At 70.0% G+C, this 21,617-nt stretch carries 21 protein-coding genes; 9 read left to right on the top strand and 12 right to left on the bottom strand.

Going from position 1 to position 21,617, the window contains the following annotated elements:
• The first annotated feature begins 2 nt into the window (after positions 1–2).
• Positions 3–356 (top strand): MazG-like family protein, encoded by a 354-nt coding sequence (locus tag ACIGO6_RS03730; RefSeq protein ID WP_399870775.1) that lies wholly within the window; start codon positions 3–5, stop codon positions 354–356.
• Between the two features lie 422 nt (positions 357–778).
• Here ACIGO6_RS03730 and ACIGO6_RS03725 read toward each other — a convergent pair whose 3' ends face one another.
• The 3 genes from ACIGO6_RS03725 to ACIGO6_RS03715 form a co-directional block, all read right to left on the bottom strand.
• Positions 779–1,510, bottom strand: a complete 732-nt coding sequence (locus tag ACIGO6_RS03725) for a hypothetical protein (RefSeq protein WP_399870772.1) — start codon at positions 1,508–1,510, stop codon at positions 779–781.
• A gap of 127 nt (positions 1,511–1,637) precedes the next feature.
• Complete coding sequence (locus ACIGO6_RS03720; protein ID WP_399870769.1) at positions 1,638–2,624, bottom strand: polysaccharide deacetylase family protein; 987 nt, start codon at positions 2,622–2,624, stop codon at positions 1,638–1,640.
• Between the two features lie 34 nt (positions 2,625–2,658).
• Complete coding sequence (locus ACIGO6_RS03715) at positions 2,659–3,618, bottom strand: glycoside hydrolase family 11 protein (RefSeq protein WP_399870766.1); 960 nt, start codon at positions 3,616–3,618, stop codon at positions 2,659–2,661.
• A 346-nt stretch (positions 3,619–3,964) separates the two neighbouring features.
• Here ACIGO6_RS03715 and ACIGO6_RS03710 point away from each other — a divergent pair, with 346 nt between their 5' ends.
• Positions 3,965–5,014, top strand: coding sequence for an LLM class flavin-dependent oxidoreductase (locus ACIGO6_RS03710; RefSeq protein ID WP_399870764.1), 1,050 nt, complete (start codon positions 3,965–3,967; stop codon positions 5,012–5,014).
• 19 nt (positions 5,015–5,033) lie between these two features.
• Here the strand turns inward: ACIGO6_RS03710 and ACIGO6_RS03705 are convergent, their stop codons facing one another.
• Both ACIGO6_RS03705 and ACIGO6_RS03700 read right to left on the bottom strand, forming a co-directional pair.
• Positions 5,034–5,375: a hypothetical protein gene (locus ACIGO6_RS03705; RefSeq protein WP_399871593.1), complete on the bottom strand. Its 342-nt coding sequence runs from the start codon at positions 5,373–5,375 to the stop codon at positions 5,034–5,036.
• Between the two features lie 38 nt (positions 5,376–5,413).
• Positions 5,414–5,671 (bottom strand): hypothetical protein, encoded by a 258-nt coding sequence (locus ACIGO6_RS03700; protein ID WP_399870761.1) that lies wholly within the window; start codon positions 5,669–5,671, stop codon positions 5,414–5,416.
• 783 nt (positions 5,672–6,454) lie between these two features.
• On the opposite strand from ACIGO6_RS03700, the gene ACIGO6_RS03695 reads away from it, so the two are divergent.
• On the top strand, positions 6,455–7,972 hold the full coding sequence (locus tag ACIGO6_RS03695; protein ID WP_399870758.1) for a helix-turn-helix transcriptional regulator: 1,518 nt from the start codon (positions 6,455–6,457) through the stop codon (positions 7,970–7,972).
• On the opposite strand, the gene ACIGO6_RS03690 is transcribed toward ACIGO6_RS03695, so the two are convergent.
• Genes ACIGO6_RS03690 through mtnP form a run of 4 tightly spaced genes read right to left on the bottom strand, consistent with a single transcriptional unit; the run spans position 7,944 to position 10,951 of the window.
• Positions 7,944–8,249: a hypothetical protein gene (locus tag ACIGO6_RS03690; RefSeq protein WP_399870755.1), complete on the bottom strand. Its 306-nt coding sequence runs from the start codon at positions 8,247–8,249 to the stop codon at positions 7,944–7,946. The two genes, ACIGO6_RS03695 and ACIGO6_RS03690, sit on opposite strands and share 29 nt — an antisense overlap.
• The gene (locus ACIGO6_RS03685; protein ID WP_399870754.1) at positions 8,246–8,596 is read right to left on the bottom strand and encodes a DUF1330 domain-containing protein; all 351 of its coding nucleotides are present in this window, start codon (positions 8,594–8,596) and stop codon (positions 8,246–8,248) included. The genes ACIGO6_RS03690 and ACIGO6_RS03685 overlap by 4 nt, the downstream gene beginning before the upstream one ends.
• Complete coding sequence (locus ACIGO6_RS03680) at positions 8,593–10,050, bottom strand: MFS transporter (RefSeq protein WP_399870752.1); 1,458 nt, start codon at positions 10,048–10,050, stop codon at positions 8,593–8,595. The genes ACIGO6_RS03685 and ACIGO6_RS03680 overlap by 4 nt, the downstream gene beginning before the upstream one ends.
• Positions 10,043–10,951, bottom strand: a complete 909-nt coding sequence (gene mtnP, locus ACIGO6_RS03675; RefSeq protein ID WP_399870748.1) for an S-methyl-5'-thioadenosine phosphorylase — start codon at positions 10,949–10,951, stop codon at positions 10,043–10,045. Before mtnP ends, ACIGO6_RS03680 begins: the two co-directional genes overlap by 8 nt.
• Positions 10,952–11,178: 227 nt before the next feature.
• Between mtnP and ACIGO6_RS03670 the strand changes: the two genes are divergently transcribed.
• From ACIGO6_RS03670 to ACIGO6_RS03645, 6 genes are all read left to right on the top strand, one after another.
• Complete coding sequence (locus ACIGO6_RS03670; protein ID WP_399870745.1) at positions 11,179–11,982, top strand: SDR family NAD(P)-dependent oxidoreductase; 804 nt, start codon at positions 11,179–11,181, stop codon at positions 11,980–11,982.
• A gap of 13 nt (positions 11,983–11,995) precedes the next feature.
• Positions 11,996–13,426 (top strand): 3-isopropylmalate dehydratase large subunit, encoded by a 1,431-nt coding sequence (leuC, locus tag ACIGO6_RS03665; protein ID WP_399870742.1) that lies wholly within the window; start codon positions 11,996–11,998, stop codon positions 13,424–13,426.
• Positions 13,423–14,532 (top strand): 3-isopropylmalate dehydrogenase, encoded by a 1,110-nt coding sequence (leuB, locus tag ACIGO6_RS03660; RefSeq protein WP_399870739.1) that lies wholly within the window; start codon positions 13,423–13,425, stop codon positions 14,530–14,532. The genes leuC and leuB overlap by 4 nt, the downstream gene beginning before the upstream one ends.
• A complete protein-coding gene (gene metK / locus ACIGO6_RS03655; protein ID WP_399870736.1) occupies positions 14,529–15,695 on the top strand; it encodes a methionine adenosyltransferase in 1,167 nt (388 codons plus the stop codon). Before leuB ends, metK begins: the two co-directional genes overlap by 4 nt.
• Positions 15,696–15,962: 267 nt before the next feature.
• A complete protein-coding gene (locus ACIGO6_RS03650; protein ID WP_399870734.1) occupies positions 15,963–16,784 on the top strand; it encodes an S-adenosyl-l-methionine hydroxide adenosyltransferase family protein in 822 nt (273 codons plus the stop codon).
• Positions 16,785–16,896: 112 nt separating this feature from the next.
• Entirely contained in the window at positions 16,897–17,460 is a 564-nt protein-coding gene (locus ACIGO6_RS03645) for an adenine phosphoribosyltransferase (RefSeq protein ID WP_399870731.1), read from the top strand.
• Positions 17,461–17,527: 67 nt separating this feature from the next.
• Here ACIGO6_RS03645 and ACIGO6_RS03640 read toward each other — a convergent pair whose 3' ends face one another.
• The 3 genes from ACIGO6_RS03640 to ACIGO6_RS03630 are packed head-to-tail and all read right to left on the bottom strand — an operon-like array spanning position 17,528 to position 21,427.
• Complete coding sequence (locus tag ACIGO6_RS03640) at positions 17,528–18,313, bottom strand: SDR family NAD(P)-dependent oxidoreductase (protein ID WP_399870728.1); 786 nt, start codon at positions 18,311–18,313, stop codon at positions 17,528–17,530.
• Complete coding sequence (gene ilvD / locus ACIGO6_RS03635; protein ID WP_399870726.1) at positions 18,303–20,045, bottom strand: dihydroxy-acid dehydratase; 1,743 nt, start codon at positions 20,043–20,045, stop codon at positions 18,303–18,305. The genes ACIGO6_RS03640 and ilvD overlap by 11 nt, the downstream gene beginning before the upstream one ends.
• Positions 20,042–21,427 (bottom strand): cation:proton antiporter, encoded by a 1,386-nt coding sequence (locus ACIGO6_RS03630; RefSeq protein WP_399870723.1) that lies wholly within the window; start codon positions 21,425–21,427, stop codon positions 20,042–20,044. The genes ilvD and ACIGO6_RS03630 overlap by 4 nt, the downstream gene beginning before the upstream one ends.
• Positions 21,428–21,617 lie beyond the last annotated feature (190 nt).

Here is a 21,617-nt window from a genome sequence, read left to right as displayed (position 1 = left end):
GCATGAACGCCCACGACGCCCCCGGCAGCAGCGCACCCGCCGCCCCCGACCTCTGGACCACCGTCGACGCCCTGTGGAAGTGGCTGGAGGCGGACCAGCCCGTAGGCGGCAGGGAGGGCCTGCTGCTGCGCATGCTGAAGCTGTCCGAGGAGGTCGGCGAGGTAGCCGAGGCGGTGATCGGCGCGACCGGCCAGAACCCGCGCAAGGGCGTCACGCACACCTGGGACGACGTCGAGGCGGAGCTGTGCGACGTCGTGATCACGGCGATGGTGGCCCTGCGCACACTGACCCCCGAGGCCCGGGAGGTGTTCGGGCGGCATCTGGCGCGGGTGGCGGGGCGGTCACTGGGCGGCTGACGTGGCGCGTGGCGGAGCCCGGGAGTCGTATCCAGCTCCCGGGCCCCTGGGGATGCCACCCAATTGCGCACGCCGGCGGCGTTTAAGAGGACGGATCAGTCATCAGGCCATCGTGTTCTTCCTTTGAACTACCGCACCAGGTGAGAGGTGCAGACGAGATTCGAACTCGCATCCGACGGCGTTCGTCCGTCCCCGGTCGATCCGGCGATCGGCGGCAATGCTGAGACTGGAGCGAGAGTCTGAGATTGACGGCCCAGGGGTTCTGCCCTGCGCCTCATCAGGCTGAACTTCAGTGTCAGCTTGCGCTCATCGCGCGGACCGGTCCTCAATCCGGCCCGCGCCTGTTGCGCACCCCCGCGCTCGCACGCGGGGGCGTGTGTGGAGACTACCCGTGACACCCCACGGCGGGCCCGCGAGGGGCCTCAGCCGAACAGGTAGCCGAACACCGCGTCGCCGACCCGCTGGTCGGTGACCTCGGCGCCGTTGGCCTCCTCGCGGGCGAACTTCACGGCCTGCTGGAGCTTCTCGACCCGCTCCAGCAGCTCGTTCACCCGCCGCGCCGGAAGCGCGCCGGAGAACTTGACCGTCGTCCAGTACCCGATCGGAACGTCCTCGTAGTACACCTCGACCTGCGCCGGGTGCTTGTCCGTCGCCTCCGCCTTGACGTGGTTGCGCGGGACCTTCTTCGTCCGGATCGTGCGGACCGGGTCCGTCTTCCACCAGTCCGTGGACGGATCCTGGGACCAGGCCTCGGCGGCGTCGAGGGTGGGCAGCTTCTTGACGAAGGTGTGCAGATCGGCAAGCTGCTTCTCCAGGAAGAGCAGGTAGCTGACCGGAACGTCCGCGACGACCGTCCGCCCGTCGACCGTGACGTCCGCGCGCGCCGCGCAGTTCGCCCAGTCCTTGGTCGCCGTGACGTCGAACAGCCGCGTCAGCGACGTGGCCATCTCGCGCAGCACGTCCTCCGCCTGCACCTGCACCCGCGTGGACTCGGGCGGCAGCTGCTCGCCCTCCTCGTCCTTCGGCTGGTACGTACGCGAGATTCCGGCCAGCAGCGCGGGCTTCTGCACCTTCTGGTGCGCCGCGGTGATGTCCTGGAGCGACTTGCTCTTGACGCCCTTCTCGACAGCGATGATCTGGTTCAACTTCGCCATGTCCGGCCCCCCTTCGATCAGCCATGAACCTATCCCAGGCCCACGAAGGCACGCATTTCCTTTTGGGGCCGCCCGAAGGACCTGGGGCACGGCGGTCGCGACCACCGTGCCGCAGGCATGGTCCGGGTCAGCCCGTGCTGCAGGAGACCGTCGGCCAGGTCCAGTTGCCGTTGGCCTGGATGGTGGCGCCCCAGTTGTTGCCACCGCCGTTGGACTTGGCGGTCAGCACCTGAGCACTGGGATAACTGGCGTTGACGTTCCAGGTGGACAGGACCTTCGCCGGGGACGGCACGTTCATCGTCACGGTCCAGGCACTCGACCCGCTGACCGAGACGTTCAGGTTGTACCGGTCGCCCCACCGCTGTCCCGCCGACAGGGTGGCACTGCAGCCGCCACCACCACCGCCTCCTCCCCCACCGCTGCCACCGTCGGGAGCGACCGCGCGGCCGGTCTGCGGCGAGATCATGCCGGAGCACAGGCCCTTGTCCGCCAGGGTCTGCGCGATGCGCGGGACGGCCGCGAGGGTGTTGGCGGGCCAGTCGTGCATGAGGATGACCTGGCCGTTGCCCAGCCGGGAGACGGCCTGCACGATCGCGTCGGCACTGGCGTTGTTCCAGTCCTGCGAGTCGACGTCCCAGATCACCTCGGTCAGCCCGTACTTGGCCTCGACCGACCGGAGCGTGGCGTTGGTCTCGCCGTACGGCGGGCGGAACAGCTTGGGTGTGCCGCCGCCCGCGCTCGCGATGGCCTGCTGGGTCCGGGAGACCTCCGAGTCCATCTGCGACTGGCTCAGCTGGGTCATGTGCGGGTGGGTGTAACTGTGGTTGGCGACCCACATGCCGGCGTCGACCTGGGCGCGGACCAGGGACGGGTTCTGGGCCGCGTACTGGCCCTGGTTGAACATGGTGGCCCGCAGTCCGTTCTGCCGGAGCGCGTTGAGCAGGGCCTGGGTGGTGCCGGAGGGACCGTCGTCGAAGGTGAGCCCGACATAACCGTTGCAGGCGGCGGCCTGCGACGGGGCGGCTTCGGCGACGACGGTGCCCTCGGCGGCCAGGGCGGCGACGGCCACGGCGGTGACCAGGGAACGCCGGGCCGGACCGGATCTTGTGCGCATCGGAGTGAGACCTTCCCTCTCTTCCCCGCCGGTGTCAGCCGGCACTGCAGGAGACCGTCGGCCAGGTCCAGTTGCCGTTGGCCTGGATCGTGGCGCCCCAGTTGTTGCCGCTGCCGTTGGACTTGGCGGTCAGCACCTGGGCGCTGGGGTAACTGGCGCTGACGTTCCAGGTGGACAGGACCTTCGCCGGCGACGGCACGTTCATCGTCACGGTCCAGTCACTGGCGCCGCTCACGGAGACGTTGAGGTTGTACCGGTCCGACCACTTCTCCCCCGCCGACACGGTGGCGGTGCACCCACCACCGCCACCACCGCCACCACCGCCGGAGCCGGTGCTCCCGACCGTGATGTTGGAGCTGCCACTGCTCTGGTAGCCCTCGGTGGCCATGATCATGTAGTAGCTGAAGTTGCCCAGCGGCATCCCGGCCCGCGACCACGCGTCGAAGTGGTTGCCGGTGGTGATGGTGCCGCCGGTCCGCTTGGACTGCCGCACGCTCCAGTACTGGTCGAAGGTGCGGGTGCCTTCGACGGAGGGCGCGTTGTAGCGGGTCGTCTTGTAGATGTCGTAGGTGCCGCCATCGGTGGTCACGGTGCCCTTGTACTCGCCCGTGGGCCGGTAGGTGCCCCAGTTGTCGACGATGTAGTACTCGACGAGCGGGTTCGACGTCCACCCGTAGAGAGCCAGGTACGCGTTGCCGGACGGGTTGAAGGTGCCCGAGTACTGCACGGTCCTGCGTCCGCCGTTGCTCCAGCCCTTGCCGGCGACGAAGTTGCCGGTGTTGCGCCAGGAGGTGCTGTACTGACCGCCGGACCCCATGTCCATGGAGACGGTGCCCTGGCTGTCGGTCCAGAACGAGTAGTAGTAGCCGTTGTTGGTGCCCTCCTGGTTGGTCGTGACGACCGTCCCGGCATGGGCGGTGCCGGGCAGCATCATCGCGGCCAGTGCGGCCAGCGCGACGGCCCACGCGCTTCTGACGAACCACGTCAGGTTCATGGGGGGTGCTTCCTCTCCTGCGAGCTCCTGCGGGGTGCGAACAACGGCGCCAGTGTTGACCTGCACCCGACAAGCGTCAACAGTTTCGGTAGACATTTCGAAAGCTTCGCTACGGAAGCGACGGCCGCAAGGAGACCAAATCCACAGCTCAGGAAGGCTTCCACGGGCACTAGTTCAGCACCCAGAAATCACAACCGGACCGAAGACATGAAACAGAGGATCAAGGCATCGAAACTTTCGCCCGTCCCCCCTCTGGACAACCACGGACACGGACTCGGATCCTCGGGACGGTCAGAGCACGACACTGCCCGCACGCACGCCCTTCACCGAACGGAAGGTGCCGCCCGTGAAGTTCAGCTACGCGATGCTCCCCGACTACCCCCTGGCCGAGTCCCTGACCTCCATCCAGCTCGCCGACGAACTCGGCTTCCACGCCTGCTACGCCGCCGACGAGACCTGGCACAAGGACCTCTGGCTCCTCTTCGCCGCGGCCGCCGGCCGCACCAGCCGCATCCGCCTGGGCCCGAGCGTCTCCCCCGTGACCCTCCGCGAGCCGACCCTGATCGCCCAGGCCCTCGCCACTCTCGACGAACTCTCCGACGGCCGCGCCGAAGGCGTCCTGTCCAGCGGCAACTTCGGCCTACTGGCCCAGTACCGCATCGACTGGGCCCGCACCAGGCCCCTCTCCCGCGTCAAGGAAGCCCTGCACGTGATGCGCACGTTCCTCGACGAGGGCGCCATCACGCACGTCGGCGAGTTCTTCTCCTACGACGGCCTGTTCACGTTCGCCCGCCCCGTGCAGGACCGGCTGCCGCTGAAGCTCGGCGCGATGCGCGGGCCGAAGTCCTTCGAGGCGGCGGGCGAGTTGTCGGACGGCTGCCACCACGCCCTGAGCTACACCCGCGAGGCCTACGACTACGCGGTACGGCACATCAGGGCGGGCGCCGAGCGCGCCGGAAAGGACTGGCGGTCGCTGGACATCGGGGCGTGGGTGGTCTTCGCGACCGGCCCCGACTCGGCGGTCGCCAAGGAGGCGGCGCGCAGCATGGTCGGCATCTACGCGTCCTCGATGCCGGAGGAGCAGTTGCTCCGCAACGGCGTCGACCCGGCCGAGCTGAAGCCGGTCATCGACGCGATCGCCGCCGGCGACCTGGCCCGCGGCATCGAACTCACCACCCCGGAGATCGCCGACCGCCTCTCGGTCGCGGGCACACCCGAGGAGTGCCGGGAGAAGATCGAACGGGACATCGCCCCCAGCGGCGTCAACCACATGATCTGCGCCATCACCGACCGCACGTTGGTGAACGCGTTCACGGGCCGCGACCTCACGGAGGCGGCGGACGTGAACACGCAGCTGCGGCTCATCCAGGAGCGGATCATGCCGGCGTTCACCTGAGGTGACGGCGGCCGGGGAATCAGGGCCCGAGATCGATGACGCGTACGGGCTGCCCCTGCCAGATCTCGGGCTCGGCCGTCGCAATCACCGCCCCGCTCGGCCTCTCTGCCGTCGGCTCGGCGGCGTAGCGCGTGTGAGCCGGGGCCCAGGAGGTCTCGCGGGCCACGGCGAGCACCGCGGACAGGTCCAGTTCGAGAACCGTGAGGCCCGGAAGCGCGGCGAGATGCTCCGCAGTACCGGGCCGCACGCGGTCCGCCGCGACCAGGGCACAGGCCGGCGCGTAGAGGAACCAGCCCGGCTCGGCATGGGCGCGATGAATCAGCCGGGAAGCGAGCACGTTGCCCTTTCCGGCCGCGACCATCGCCGAGTCGTCCAGGACGAGGTGCAAGGGGCCGATCGTCACCTGGCGCCCGCCTCACTCAACCGCCGGTCGAGCTCTGCATCGAGGGCCGCCTGCTCACTCGTGCTCGGGTCGTAGCCGTTCCAGTCACGCAGGGCGGCTCGAGCCTGCTCGGCCCTCTCTGCCCGCTCCTCGGGGGTGAGCAGCGTCTCGGCGAGATGGGAGAGGTATCCCCGCAACGACATGCCTTCGGAGGAAGCTATCCGTGCGAGCCGATCGCGGGCCTCGGCGGGAATGCGTACGTTGGCGTCGGACATGGCTGCCTCCTTGCTGCGAGCCGACAGGATACGGGTACGGGTACGTACCCGTCCACTCTCTGACCGTTCCGCCCTGACGCGAACGGAACCCGCACGGGCAGCGATGCCGACGGCGCCGGCTGGGGGCGCTCGCCATCTCTCCCGACCAGTTTCGACAGTGCAACCGGCGTTAACCTGCCGAGGCACCTGACCTCCGGCGCGAGAAGCAGGAGACCCCTGCATTTAGATGATCAGCAGGATGTGAAATATCGTGGAGAAAATGATTGAATGCGACACGTGGTGCGCTCTGACGGTGTTCGTCACTGACGCGGGAGACGCGTAACTTCGCTCTCGATGATGCAGTGGCGCACAGAGCGGTCGGCGGCGTCAAGGCCTTTCAACGCCCGGCCGTAGTGAACGTGCGGCAGCTGGCGCATGTCGGCAGCAATCACCCGGTACGGGTTGCCCCGTCAGATCCTGGAGCGTGTCGGGCGACGACGGCGATCGGGTGCAGGTCGGGACTGACCTCCTGGAAGGCACGGTCGAGGCCGAGGGAGAAGGTCATGGACATGGCGGTGCACTGTTTCAGGCCAACGCTGATCTTGCCAGGCGACCCCGGCGGACCCTCTCGCCCCGCCTCTTCCCTTTCTTTTCGAGATACCGAACGACAAAGTCGCCGTCCCCTCATTTTTTCGGTCACCTTGCCCGATGGCCTGAACTCGTAGCCCGCAGCGGCAAAGCACTTGGTGCCGACAGAGGGCCGGAATTAACGTGGCAGGGGCACCGGCATGAGGGGGCACAGGCATGACTGGCAAAGGGGAGGGAAATTTCGAGAAACTTTCGAATTCGCCACCCTTCGACATTTCCTCACTGAGCGACGTACTTTATCTCATTAACTCCCGAAACCTGTCGGAATCGGAAGCCGAACCTCTCGCGGAACTCGACGCGGCCCGGATCAGTTTCATCCGCGGTCACAGCCGCCTCGCACTGCGCTCGATCGACGCCATGCTGCGCGGCATGGATCCGTCGGTCCGCGAGTACCTCGACGTCGTCGCCCTCCGGCTCCTGGTCGTGGCGATGACGGGGGAGGACGCCGAATCCCTGATCACGGAGGCCGGTAAGTCGTACCAGACCGGTTCCACGGCTCTGGATGTCATGACGCTCTGTCTGAAAGCGAACGAGTGCTGGTACGCAGGAGACCTCATCCAGGGGCTCTGGTTGAATCAGGTCGCGGTCGAGCAGGCCCGCAACGCCGCGCCGATCTGGAAGTTCTACGCGAATTTCCTGCTCGCGAAGCGGCTCATCGACATCCACGTCCCGTATCAGGCAGACCGGATCATCCAGGACACGCGGGAACTCGCCGGCAGCGCGGGCCTCTTCGTGTTCGGGCCGATGCCCGAGGCCCTCGAAGCGGTGCGGCACTGGCAGGAGGGACGGCTGGACGAGGCCGAGCGGTCCGCCCAGCTCACCATTCGGCTCAGTCAGCAGTACACCTCGACCTTCGGGGTCAAGATGGCGCTGTCGGTCCTGGCGATGGTGAGCCTGGGCCGTGCGGACTGGGCGAAGACCGCGGAATACCTGGAGGTTTCTCGTACCAGGTCCGAGCTGTACGGCATGCCGGACTCCGTCGCGCGTGCAGAGTGCGGGGAGATAGCCCTGGCCTACGCCCAGGCCGGGCCGCGCGCCGCGGCCGAGCAGATCCGGGCGCGATGGGCCCTGCTGGGCACCGGTTCGGGGTTCTTCGTCGAGGACCCCGCCCGCCCGGCGTGGCTGGTCGCCGTCGCCGGGCAGGCGGGTGACATCGCGCTGCGCGAACGGCTGCTGGGAGAGATCGAGCATCTGGTCGGGATCAATCAGGGCGTGGCCGTGTTGGAGACTGCGGCGGACAGTGCGCGTGCGGCAATGGCGGGCGACCGGCTGGAGCTGTCGACGGTGTTGCCGCTCACCCACCCCGCGACAGCACCGGCTTCCTTCCCGGGCGGCCAGAGCGTGCCGGGCGTGCCGAACCTGCGGCCAACCGCCCGGGAACAGACGGGTACCGACGCCGTGGCGAGCACGCCGGACGCATCGGCTCTCGTCGCCCGGCTCACCCGCCGCGAGCTCGAGATCGCCCGGCTCGTGGGGCGGGGCATGACCAATCAGGGGGCCGCGCAGCAGCTCGGGCTCTCTCCGCACACGGTGAACTTCCACCTTCGCAACGTCTTCAGGAAACTCTCGATATCGACAAGGGTCAGGCTGAGCACGATCATGTTGCAGGCCGAGGGCCATCAGCCGGGCAGCGCGGACACGGACCCTACACGACACCACGACACCCGGCGTTGAGCTGGATCATTCTCCAGCTCTGTGCCAGGGACCGCAGCGCCTCCGTGGACCGGTCGAGCGGGCCACGGTGAATGCTGTGCGGTTCGGCCCCGGCCAGGAGTTCACAGGAGGCGGCAAGATCGCCGAAGGCTTGCACCAGCGGGCCCGCCAGCGCCTGGAACGTGGCCTGGTCGACGACGATCCCCAGGTCGTCCTCATGGCGCAGCACTCCCAGGAGGTCACGCACCTCCTGGGCCAGGGTTTCGGCGTTCTTGGCGACGTTTTCGTCGAGATTCACGAGGCGACACATTTCAGTAGAGGCCTGAGGTCTTGCAGGCGATCGAACAGGTGCCAGACATACGCGGCCGATCCCCTGACCCGGTGCGGATGCAGATCCGCCAGGGCGGGGTCGTCCAGATAGCCTCTGAAGGCCGTCTCCGACTCCCACTCGACGAGGATCAGCACCTGTCGTGGCGCGATGTCCCCCCGCACCACCTCGCGCAGCCGCCCCAGCGCCACGACCCGGCCGCCGTGCCGGGCGACCTCCGCGGTCGAACGCCTGGCGTACGCCAGATACTCCTCCCGGTCGGCCAGATCGAAGAGGTTCAGGGCATAGACGGGGCCGGTCCCGTCGTGTTCGGTCATGACAACCTCCGTGGTAGACGCAACCCGAGGAGCAACGTTCCGACGGCCATCACGATCTGCACGGTCAGCGCCGTCAGCAGCGCGTCACGCATCCCCGCCCCGGGCGCGAGCCCGAGGAACAACGAGCCGAGCGTTGCCGCGCCCAGGGCGAGCATCGACTGCTGGGCGGTGATCATCACGCCGCTCCCCACCCCCGCCATGGCGTTCGGCACGCCGGACAGCACGACGCGGAAGACCACAGGCATCACCAGGCCCTGGCCGAATCCGGCGATCGCCATCCCCGGCGCCAGCTCCAGCACGCCGAGGTCGGGCCAGCCGACCCGGATCACCACGGCGATCAGCGCGAGTCCGACGATCTGGATCGCGGCACCGCCCGCGGCGACCCGGCCCCCGAACCGGGCGACCAGGGAGGGGCCGGCGAGTGAGGCCGCGAAGAAGGCGAGCGCCATCGGCGCCAGCGCGGCCCCAGCGGTCACCGGGCCGAAGCGCAGCCCCGTCTGGAACGCGACCGCGACGCAGAACATGAACCCGCCGAACCCGATGGAGAACGTGGGCACCATCGCCAGTCCGCGTCGCATGCTGCGCACCCTCACCAGTGACGGCGGCAGCAGGGGGACGCGGCCGACCCGGTCCGTGCGATGCTCGACGGCGACGAACGCCGACGCGGCCGGCACGGTGAGCACGAGCAGGGCCCAGGCCCACCAGGGCCAGCCCGCCGCCCGCCCCTCCGTCAACGGCAGCAGCAGGCACGCCAGAGCGAGTGCGAGCAGCAGCGTCCCCGGCATGTCCACGGGGTGCGGCCGGTCCGAGCGGGTCTCGGGCACGACCCGCAGGGCCAACGCCAGGCCGAGGAGCACCACGGGCACATTGACCAGAAAGACCGCTCGCCATCCCGTGCCGCCGATGTCCGCGGCGACCAGCCCGCCGCCGAGGATCTGCCCGGCCACCATGGCGAGCCCGGTGGTGGCGCCGTACAGACCGATGGCCCGGCCGCGCCGCGCCCCCTCGGTGGTCGCCTGGATGGTGGCCAGCACCTGCGGCAGCAGGAGCGACGCCGCCGCGCCCTGAGCCACCCGGGCGATCACCAGGGTCCACGCGTCGGTGGCCAGACCACAGACCAGTGAGGTCAGGCCGAAGGCCGCCATCCCCCACAGGAACAGCCGTCGACGGCCGAAGCGGTCACCGAGGCGACCGCACAGCACCAGCAGCACCGCGTGTGCCACCCCGTACCCGGCCACGACCAGTTCCAGCATGGTCTCGGTCGTGTGCAGGTCTCGCTCCATCGACGGCAGCGCCACGTTGACGATGTAGTAGTCGAGCAGGGGCAGCGACGCCCCGAGGAGCAGGGTGAACAGACCGGCCGCGGTGAGCCCGGGGCCCGCCCCGACGGCCGGCGCGCGACCGGAGCCCACGGCGACGGCCATCGGCTCGCCACGGCGCGCGCGCTCACTCATCGCCCGCCGCCGTCACCAGCCACGCCGTCCTGGTGTCGGCGGCGAGCGCGGCGACACCGCCCTCGGTGAGCACCGACGTCTCCAGTACGGTCCCGCAGGCGCAGTCGTCCGCCTCGGACAGCCGTTTGACCAGTTCGGTCACGGCGGCCTGGGCCGTGGCGGAATTACGCCGCACGACCTCGCCCACCGCCTCCGCGGTGACCGACTCGTCGGTGTTCTCGCGCCAGCAGTCGTAGTCCGTCACCAGGGCCAGGCCCGCGTAGCAGAGCTGCGCCTCACGGGCCAGGGACGCCTCCGGCAGGGCGGTCATACCGATGATGTCCATGCCCCAGGACCGGAAGAGGTGCGACTCCGCGCGGGAGGAGAACCGTGGTCCCTCCACACAGCAGTAGGTCCCCTTCTCATGCACCACCGCGGTCGATGAGCCGTGCACGGCAGCGGCCACGAGGCGACGCAGCGAGGCGCAGTAGGGATCGGCGAACGGCACGTGCCCGACCAGGCCGTCGCCCAGAAAGGTGGCGGGCCGCACCCCCCGGGTCCGGTCGACGATCTGGTCGGGGACCACGATGTCACCCGGAGCGCGGTCCTCGCGGAGGCTGCCGACCGCGCTGACGCTGAGGATCCGCCGCACGCCCAGGGACTTCAGCGCGTAGATGTTGGCCCGGTAGGGCACCTCGCCGGGCAGCAGCCGGTGCCCCCGGCCGTGCCGGGCCACGAAGGCGACGGCCCGGCCACCCAGGGTGCCGGTGACCACCACGCTGCTCGGCTCGCCGTAGGGGGTGGCGACCCGTGTCTCACGCACGTCCTCCAGGCCGTCCAGGTCGTACAGTCCACTTCCCCCGATGACTCCGAGTTCCGCGCGGACGGAACCGCCCTCCTGCTGACTTTCCCGAGAGGACATCGACAACCCTTCGTTGCGTGAGCCATGGCCGCGAGCTGCGTTCGCGTCAGTGCCTCTAGGAGTACGGCGAGTCGACGAAGACGAGCATCCGACGGGGGGCCCACGCCCTGCGACGAAAGTGGTAGCCGTCGGCACCGGTCCGCCTGACGCGGGTGTCCGGTCCGTAGCCTCGTTGCCCCCCTGTCTCCACATGTGGCGCGTGGCGCCCAAACCGTACCGTCCCCGGCATGGACAAAACCCAGAGCACAGGAGTGACGCAGGGGCCGGTCGCCGTGGTCACCGGAGCGCGGCGTGGCATAGGCCGGCGCATCGCGGAGACGCTCGCGGCCGAGGGACACGACCTGGCCCTGATCGACGTGGCCGCGGCCGACGAGACGGAGAAGGCCGTCAAGGCGGCCGGCCGGCAGGTAGTCTCCCTGGTCGGTGACGTCTCCCGGGAACAGGACGTCGTGGGCCTGGCGGAGCAGGTGTACGGCTCCTTCGGGCGGGTGGACGTCCTGGTGAACAACGCCGGGGTCAATCTGATAACGCCGACGGAGGAACTGACGGGCGAGGACTGGAACCGGGTCCTCGGAGTCAACCTCACCGGACCGTTCCTGTGCAGCCGCGAGTTCGGCCGCCGCATGCTGACGCGGCGCCGCGGTGGCATCGTCAACATCTCCTCCCTGCTGGGGCTGCAGGGCGCCCCCGACCGCGCGTCGTACGCCGCCAGCAAGCACGGCGTCATCGGCCTGACCCGCAGCCTGGCGGTGGAGTGGGGCGCCCGGGGCGTACGGGTCAACGCCGTGTGCCCCGGCTATGTCAACACCGACATGAACGCGACCAACCAGGCCCGGGGCTTCTACACGGCCGAGGACATCACCGAGCGCTCGCCCATGGGGCGGTTCGCCGAACCCGACGACGTCGCCCAGGCGGTCGCGTTCCTCGCCGACGAGCGCAGGAGCGGCTACGTCAACGGGGTCGCGCTGAGTGTCGACGGCGGCTGGACCGCGGACGCCAGCTGGCACAGCCTCCGGCTGAGCAAGCGCTGAGGGGGAGAGCGTCTTGGCACTGACACTCGCGGAGAAGATCTGGCGCCGCCACGTCGTGGACACCACGGACGGCGGCCCCGATCTCCTCTTCATCGATCTGCACCTGATGCACGAGATGACCAGCCCGCAGGCCTTCGACGGGCTGCGGGCGGCGGGACGGCGCCCGCGTCGCCCCGACCTGACCCTCGCGACCGAGGACCACAACGTACCGACCGACGCCACCGGGACCGGGCTGCTCTCCATCACCGAACCGGTCTCCCGCGCCCAGATCGAGCAACTGCGCAGCAACTGCGCAGAGTTCGGTGTGCCGCTGTTCAAGGTCGGCGACGCCGAGCAGGGCATCGTCCATGTCATCGGGCCCGAACTCGGGCTGAGTCAGCCGGGGATGACCATCGTCTGTGGGGACAGCCACACCAGCACACACGGCGCGTTCGGGGCACTCGCCTTCGGTATCGGCACCACCGAGGTCGAGCACGTCCTGGCGACGCAGACCCTGCCGGTCGTCCGACCGCGCACCATGGCGGTCACCGTGAACGGCACACTGCCGCCGGACGTCACCGCGAAGGACCTGATCCTCGCCGTCATCGCGCGGATCGGCACGGGCGGTGGCCAGGGCCATGTCATCGAGTACCGGGGCGAGGCGGTGCGGGCCCTGTCCATGGAGGCCCGGATGACGCTGTGCAACATGTCGATCGAGGCCGGCGCACGAGCAGGCCTCGTCGCACCCGACCCCACCACGTTCGCCTACCTGCGGGGTCGGCGCTTCGCTCCCGACGGCACCGACTGGGACGCGGCGGTGGCCGAGTGGTCCGGGCTGCGCAGTGACGACGACGCCGAGTTCGACGCCGAGGTCGTCATCGACGGATCCTCGCTCAGTCCGTACGTCACCTGGGGCACCAACCCGGGCCAGGCGGCCCCCCTGGCCTCGTCCGTGCCCGCCCCGGAGTCCTTCACGGACCCGGCGTTGCGCACCGCCGCCGAGTCCGCGCTCACCTACATGGGACTCGACGCGGGCATGCCGATGCGGGACGTCGCCGTCGACACCGTCTTCGTGGGCTCCTGCACCAACGGCCGGATCGAGGACCTGCGGGCCGCCGCGTCGGTGCTGCACGGCCGCCGGGTCAAGCCGGGGCTGCGCATGCTCGTGGTGCCGGGCTCGACCGCGGTACGGGAGCAGGCGCAGCGGGAGGGGCTCGACGCCGTCTTCATCGCGGCCGGGGCCGAGTGGCGCTCGGCGGGCTGCTCCATGTGCATCGGCGTCAACCCGGACCGGCTGGCCCCGGGTGGCCGCAGCGCCTCGACGTCCAACCGCAACTTCGAGGGCCGCCAGGGCGACGGCGCGCGCACCCACCTGGTGTCGCCCGCCATCGCCGCGGCCACCGCGGTGCTGGGCTCCCTGGCCGCCCCGGCGGACCTCCCTCCGGTGATCGGCACCGGGACATGACGTACCGGATCGCAGTGCTGCCGGGTGACGGAATCGGCCCGGAGATCATGCCGGCAGCCAGACGGGTCCTCGCCGAGGTCGGCGACTTCGAGTTCCACGAGTACGCGATCGGCGCCGTTGCGCTGGACACGTACGGTCTGCCGCTGCCGGAGGACACCCTCAACGGGTGCCGCCAGTCCGACGCCGTCCTGCTGGGAGCGGTCGGCACCGGCGTACAGCCCACCGATCCCGCGACGCCGCGCGCCGAGCAGGGGCTGCTCGAACTGCGGTCCAGGCTCGGCCTGTTCGCGAACCTCCGCCCCGTCCGCCCGTTGCCGGCGCTGCGCGCGGCGAGCCCGCTGAAGAGCGAGCATGTCGAGGGCGTGGACCTGCTGGTCGTCCGTGAACTGACCGGCGGGCTCTACTTCGGCGACCGGGGGAGGGAAGGCGCCGGAGGCGGCCAACGCGCCCATGACACCTGCCAGTACACCGTGGCGGAGATCGAGCGCGTGACCCGTGTCGCGTTCGAGATGGCGCTGCGCCGGGCCCGGGCCCGCGGACGTCCGCCCCGGCTGGCCTCGGTGGACAAGGCCAACGCCCTGGAGACATCCCGCCTCTGGCGCGAGGTGGTGACCCGGGTCGCCGCACAGGACTATCCCGACGTGGACGTGGAGCATGTCCTGGTGGACACGGCCGCGATGCGCCTGGTGACCGCACCCGCCCGGTTCGACGTGCTGCTGACGGAGAACATGTTCGGCGACATCCTCAGCGACGAGGCGGCGGCACTCGCCGGCTCGCTCGGCCTGCTGAGCAGCGCCTCGATGCCCGCTCTGCCACAGCCGGGCCGATCCGCCCGGGGTTCCCTGTTCGAGCCGGTGCACGGTTCCGCCCCGGACATCGCGGGCAAGGGGATCGCCAGCCCGCTCGGCATGATCCTCTCCGCCGCACTGCTGCTGCGTCACGGGCTCGGCCTGGAGCAGGAGGCCGACGCCGTCGAGGATGCCGTCGAACATGCGATCGACGCCGGGCTACGCACGCGCGACCTCGGCGGAACCGATGACACCGAGACGGCGACGCGTGCCGTTCTGTCCGCATTGTCCAGCTCCCCCGGCAGGAGAACACCATGACCCGTCGCCTCTTCACCTCGGAGTCCGTGACCGAGGGCCACCCCGACAAGATCGCCGACCAGATCAGCGACACCGTTCTCGACGCCCTGCTGCGCGAGGACCCCACGTCCCGAGTCGCCGTCGAGACGCTGATCACCACCGGCCTGGTGCACATTGCCGGCGAGGTGACGACCAAGGCGTACGCGCCGATCGCCCAGCTCGTGCGCGACAGGATCCTGCGGATCGGCTACGACTCGTCGAACAAGGGCTTCGACGGAGCCTCCTGCGGCATCTCGGTGTCGATCGGCGCGCAGTCGCCCGACATCGCCCAGGGTGTCGACACCGGCGGTGCCGGCGACCAGGGCCTGATGTTCGGGTACGCGTGCGAGGAGACCCCCGAGCTGATGCCGCTGCCCATCCAGCTCGCGCACCGTCTGTCGCAACGCCTGTCCCAGGTCCGCAAGAACGGGACGATCCCCTACCTGCGCCCGGACGGCAAGACCCAGGTCACGATCGAGTACGACGGCGACAGGGCCGTACGTCTGGACACCGTCGTGGTCTCCTCGCAGCACGCGGCCGACATCGAGCTCGACACCCTCCTCGCACCCGACATCCGCACACACGTGGTCGAGCATGTCCTCGCCCAACTCCTCACCGAAGGCACCAAGCTGGAAACCGAGGACTACCGTCTGCTGGTCAACCCGACCGGGCGTTTCGAGATCGGCGGCCCCATGGGGGACGCGGGCCTGACCGGCCGGAAGATCATCATCGACACGTACGGAGGCTACGCCCGGCACGGCGGAGGTGCCTTCTCCGGCAAGGACCCGTCGAAAGTGGACCGTTCGGCGGCGTACGCGACGCGCTGGGTCGCCAAGAACGTGGTGGCGGCGGGGCTGGCCTCCCGCTGCGAGGTCCAGGTCGCGTACGCGATCGGCAAGGCCCGGCCGGTCGGTCTGTTCGTCGAGACCTTCGGCACGCACACGGTCGACGACGAGCGGATCTCCCGGGCCGTCACTGAGGTCTTCGACCTCCGGCCGGCCGCGATCATCCGCGACCTCGACCTGCTCCGCCCGATCTACGCGCAGACCGCCGCCTACGGCCACTTCGGCCGCGAATTCCCGGAATTCACCTGGGAGCGCACGGACCGCGCCGACGCGCTGCGCGAGGCCGCCGGCCGATACTGAGTCTTCCCGGGGGCAACTCCCTCTTTCGTGAACGGCCTCGGACCGCTGCGGTCCGGGGCCGTTCACTTCTCCTTGATCCGAAGCCTTTACCCGTGCCCTGCACGGTATTTGCTGTCAAGTACCGAACGGCGCATTCTTCGCGCGCATGGCATATCCGGTGGATCTGTTCAGCCGACGAGATGCCCCGGCAATTCATGAAGACTCGTCACCAGTAGACGGAATGAGCCCACATCGTGGGCCCACCCCCACGAATCTGGAGGACGTGTCATGCCCAGGCCGCTCATCGCATTCCTCTCCGACATCGGCTCGCACGACGAGGCTCACTCGCTCTGCAAGGGCCTGATCCACTCCATCGCCCCCGAGGCGACGATCACCGACCTCACCCACCAGGTCACGCCGTTCGACGTCCGCGAGGGCGCCCTCTATCTCGCCGACGTGCCGGAGTCGTACCCGGCGTGGACGGTCATCACGGCCTACGTCTATCCCGAGACCGGCACGAGCACGCGCACCATCGTGGTGCGCAACCAGAAGGGGCAGCTGCTGGTCGCGCCCAACAACGGGCTGCTCACGTACGCCCTGGCCAACGTTCCCGCCGTCGAGGCCTGGGAGGTGACGTCCCCGTACGTCATGAACCAGCCGGTGACCCCCACCTGGTTCGGCAAGGACGTGGTCGCCGCGGCGGCGGCCCACCTGGCCTCGGGTACCGCGCCGGAGTCGGTGGGCCCGGAGCTGCCGCTGGACAACATCGTGCTCCTGCCCTACGAGAAGGCGGTCTCGCTGCCCGGCGGCGGTGCCGAGGGCGAGGTCACCCGCATCGACAAGGCCTTCGGCAATGTCTGGACCAATGTCAACGTGAACCAGATCGCACCCATGGACGAGCTCGTCGGCCGCACCCTGCGCGTCAAGCTCGACGACGCGGAGGTCGACCTGCCTTTCCACCTGACCTTCGGGGAGGTCGCCGTCGGCGAGCCGCTGGCCTACGTCAACAGCCGGGGCACGCTGGCCTTCGGCCGGAACCAGGACAGCTTCCTTGCCAAGTGGCAGGTTTCCCCCGGCAGTCGGTTCTCCGCGCGGGTCGTGGAAGCCTGAGGCTCGCCGCCCCGACCCCGTCGCATCGACGCACCGCCTCTGACACCACCGTGTTCGGTGTCAGAGGCGGTGCCCATTCCCGCTCTTCCCCCCCTTCCTTCGGGAGCCTGTGATGACCACGACGAGTCCTCCTGACCGGGACGCCGCGCTCGCCCTGCTGCGGGAACGGATCCGGGACGTGCCCGACCATCCGCGCCCCGGGGTGGTGTTCAAGGACATCACCCCGCTGTTGGCCGACCCTCTCGCCTTCCGTGTCCTTGCCGACCTGCTCGCCGACGAATGCGTCCGGCTCGGGGCGACCACGATCGTCGGCATCGAGGCGAGGGGGTTCATCCTCGGCGCGGCCGCCGCCGCGCGGGCCCGCGCCGGCTTCGTCCCCGCGCGCAAGGCCGGCAAGCTGCCGGGACCCACCCTGTCGCGGGCCTACGATCTGGAGTACGGGAGGGCCGTCGTCGAACTCCAGACCGATGCCCTCCAGATCCACGACCGGGTCCTGGTCGTGGACGATGTCCTGGCCACCGGCGGCACCTCCGAGGCCGTCCTGCGGCTGGTCCGGTCCACCGGGGCGACTGTGGCCGGCCTGGCCGTGCTGCTCGAACTGTCCTTCCTCGGCGGACGCGAGCGCCTCGGCCGGGCCCTCGCCGGTGCCGACCTGCACTCCGTCGTCGTCGTATGACACGACGGCTCCGCCTGTCACCCCGGCGGGGCGGTGACAGGCGGAGCCGTACGCGATCCGGCCGGGCCTACTGGGCCAGATAGCCGCCGTCCACCGGCAGCACGGCCCCGGTGATGAACGACGCCTCGTCACCGGCCAGGAAGCGGATCGCGGCGGCCACCTCGGCCGGTTCGCCGATCCGGCCCATGGGGTGCATCGTCTCGATCGCCGCAAGGTACTCGGGACCTCCGGGCTCCTCGGGAAGCCTGCGCACCCGCTCGGTCCGCACGGTGCCCGGTGCCACCGCGTTGACCCGGATCCCGCGCGCGGCCCACTCGACGGCCAGGTGCATGGTCAGGCCGGTCGCCACGAACTTGGCCGGGCCGTACGTGCTCTGGCCCCGCTGTCCGGCCAGGCCGGAGATGGAGGACAGACACACGATGGCACCGCCGCCGTTCGACGCCATGGTCTCGATCGCGTACTTGCAGGTCAGGAACATACCCTTGCCGTCGACGGCCATCACCTCGTCCCAGTCCTCCGCACTGGCCTCGGTGATGGCGAGCAGCGGGATGATCCCCGCGTTGGCCACCAGGACGTCGAGCCGTCCGTACCGGTCGACCGCCGCCGCGATCATGGCGCCGGCGTCCTCGGGGACCGACACGTCACCCGTGACGGCGGCCACCTCGAAGCCCTCGCCGGCCAGCCGGGCGACCACCTTGTCGAGCGTCGCGGCGTCCCGGTCGGTGAGCACGAGCCGGGCACCGTCACGGGCGAACAGCTCCGCCGTCGCCTCTCCGATGCCGTGCGCCGCGCCGGTGATCACGCAGGCCTTCCCGGCCAGTGTCCCGTGGGCCGCGCTGCCGTCAGTACGCATCCGTGCTCTCCTTGTCGTCCTCGCGGGCCTTGCTGTCCTCGTGGTCCACGACTTGGACCGCCGTCACTGCGCCATGAGCCGCCGATCCCACCAGTGACCGGTACTTCGCCATCACGCCGTGCCGGTAACGGGGCTCCGGTGCCCGCCAGACGGCCGCCCGCGCGACCAATTCCTCTTCCGGGACGTCGAGTCGGACGTCGCGTCCGGGCAGATCAAGGGTGATGACATCCCCGTCCCGGACATGGGCGATCGGCCCCCCGACGGCGGCCTCCGGCGCGAGGTGCCCCACCATCAGCCCCCGGGTGGCCCCGGAGAACCGCCCGTCCGTGACCAGCGCCACCGACTCCCCGAGCCCGCGCCCCACGATCGCCGCGGTCACCCCGAGCATCTCCCGCATGCCGGGGCCGCCGCGCGGTCCCTCGTACCGGATCACCACCACATCGCCCGGGACTATGCCGCCCGACTGCACGGCGGCCATGGCCTCCTCCTCACAATCGAACACCCGAGCCGGTCCGGTGTGCACCGGACGGACGTGCGACGTCGCCTTGACCACCCCGCCTTCCGGGGCCAGGGAGCCGCGCAGCACCAGCAGGGCCCCGTTCGGACTCAGCGGTCGCTCCACCTCCGCGACGACGTTCTGACCGGGATCCTCCTCAGCCTCTCCGGCCTCCTCGCCCAGGGTGCGCCCGGTGACCGTCGGTGTGGTCCCGTCGACGAGGCCCGCCTCGACGAGTCGCCGGGCGACGAGCGCCGTGCCCCCCGCCCGGTCCAGGTCGACGGCCGTGCGGCGGCCGAACGGCTTCAGGTCGGTGATCACCGGCGTACGCGCGCTGTAGGTGTCGAAGTCGGTGAGGTCCAGCGGGACATGCGCCTCACGCGCGATCGCCAGCAGATGCAGCACGAGGTTCGTGGAGCCCGCGGTCGCGGCCCCCGCCACGATGGCGTTACGGAACGCGGCATGGCTGAGCAGGGTACTGGGAGTCCGCCCGGACGCCCACGCCTCGACGGCGAGCCGGCCGGCCCGTACCGCCCACTCCCGCCGCCGGGTGTCGGCCGCGGGCGGCCCGGCCGAGCCCAGCGGGGACAGCCCGAGGAACTCCATCGCCATGGCCATGGTGTTGGCGGTGTACTGGCCCCCGCAGGCACCGGCGCCGGGACACGCCCGCCGCTCCAGACGGGTCAGGTCCGCGTCGCTCATCCGGCCCGCCGCATGCGCGCCCACCGCCTCGAAAACCTCGGCCAGGGTCACGTCCTCGCCGTCGAACCGCCCGGGAGCCATCGCCCCCGAGTAGAGGATCAGACCCGGGATGTCGAGCCGGGCGTGGGCCATGGCCGCCGCCGGGATGGTCTTGTCACAGCCGACGATGGTGACCATGGCGTCGAACATGTGGCCACGGGCGACGAGTTCCAGGGAGTCGGCGATCAGGTCCCGGCTCACCAGCGAGGTCCGCATGCCCTCCGTGCCCATGGTGACCACGTCGGAGACGGCGACGGTGTTGATCTCCATCGGGGTGCCGCCCGCGGCCCGCACCCCCTTCTTCACCTCCTCCGCGAGCATCCGGTGCGTGTGGTTGCAGGGCATGGTCTCGGTCCAGGAGTGGGCCACCGCGATGATCGGACGGTCCAGGTCCTCCTCGGTGAACCCGACGGCACGCATCTGCGCGCGCGCCGCGGCGCGGTCGGGGCCGGCATACAGCAGGCGGCTCTTGCGCGTGGGCGGGACTGCGTTCATGAGATCTCCGCGGGTGAGGGATCCGGCGCGACCTGGTGGGTGCTCCGAGGCATCGGGTCATGCAGTGCCGGCGCCCGGCGAGCCAGCCAGAATCCGGCCGCCTGGCTGGTGACGACCGAGACAAGGACGAGAACGGCGAAGAACTCACCGTTGATGAGGCCGGCCTGGTGGGTGACTCCGGCGAGGATCACACCGACCGTGCCGCGGGCGTTGAGGGCCAGCGCTAGGGAACCGGCGAAGGCGCTCGTCTCGCCCGCCAGCCGGGCCGCGCCCCAGATGCTGAGCGTCTTGACGCCGCACGCCAGCAGCAGGAACCAGACGAAGAACCCCACGTCGAACTCCCGGACGAGATCGAGCCGTACGCCGACCAGGGCGAAGAAGACCGGCACGAAGAACGACTGGGAGAACTGCCGGATCGCCTCCCAAGCCCGCAACGCGCCTCCTCCCGCGTGGAGGTTCCCGGCGTGCTCGTCCCCCCGCGCGGCGCAGATGCCGGCGACCAACGCTCCGAACACCGCGTTGACGCCGAGGCCCAGGCAGATCAGGACCACGGCCAGCAGGAAGGCCAGCCGGAAGGCGACCGGGCTGCGTCGCGCCACGATGTTGCCCCGGTGTTCGGCGAGCCACTTGAACCAGCGCGGCCCGCGGACCAGCGCACCCCAGACGAAGACGAGGCTGACCAGCGTGAAGTAGACGGCGCTCCAGAGCGGCGACGTACTGCCGAACGCGTGCCACAGGCCGACGGACTGCTCGGATTCGGCCTGCGCGAGCCCCAGGACCACGGCGAGTACGACGTAGAGGACGATGTCCTCGATCACCGCCACCATCAGCACGATGCGGCCGAAGGCGGTGTCCATGATTCCGAGGTCCATCATGATGCGAGAGATCACGGGGATGGCCGCCACCGCCATCGCCAGGCCCACGACGAGAGCCGTCGTCGTCGCCGTCCCCGCCGGTCCGGCGAACCGCCCCGGCCCCGACAGCAGGACGATCCCGGCCCCGGCGGCGAACGGAAGCAGCAGCCCGGCCGCCGCCGCGGCAGTACCGGTACGCCACTCGCGACGGGCCGCCCTGACCCTCAGCTCCGCGCCGGCCAGGAAGAGCAGCAGCAACTGGCCCAACTGGTAGAGCGCGTCCAGGCCGTGCGCCACCGGCCCGGACGACGGGAACAGCTCGGCACCGACGGCGGACGCGAACAGGCCGAGGAACGAGGGCCCCAGAAGAATGCCGCCCACGATCTCCCCGATGACCGGCGGCTGTCGCAGGGCCGAGAAAAGAAATCCACAGCCATGCGCCACGACACAGATCGTGGCGAGCGCCGCGAGTAGGTGAACCGTTTCCCTGGCCTCCAATACCGCCTCCTCCGTACGAGTCGCACTCATCCGGGATTCGTCGAGAGCAACGGTAGGAGCGTCGGCCGCCCAGCGAATGCACCCACGGGTGTGCCGCTCTGCGAGGAGATGCCGAACACCTTGGCGGAAAGTCGCAGACCCTTTGCGATGCCCAGCGGAAGCCGGAAAGCCGGGCGAAGGAAACCATCGGGGAGCACGGCCACGCGGGACGTCAAGGGAA

It is taken from the genome of Streptomyces sp. NPDC053750, assembly GCF_044544295.1.
Classification (GTDB): domain Bacteria; phylum Actinomycetota; class Actinomycetes; order Streptomycetales; family Streptomycetaceae; genus Streptomyces.
The sequence above is the reverse complement of the archived record's forward strand: the minus strand, read 5'-3'. Positions and strand labels throughout refer to the sequence as shown.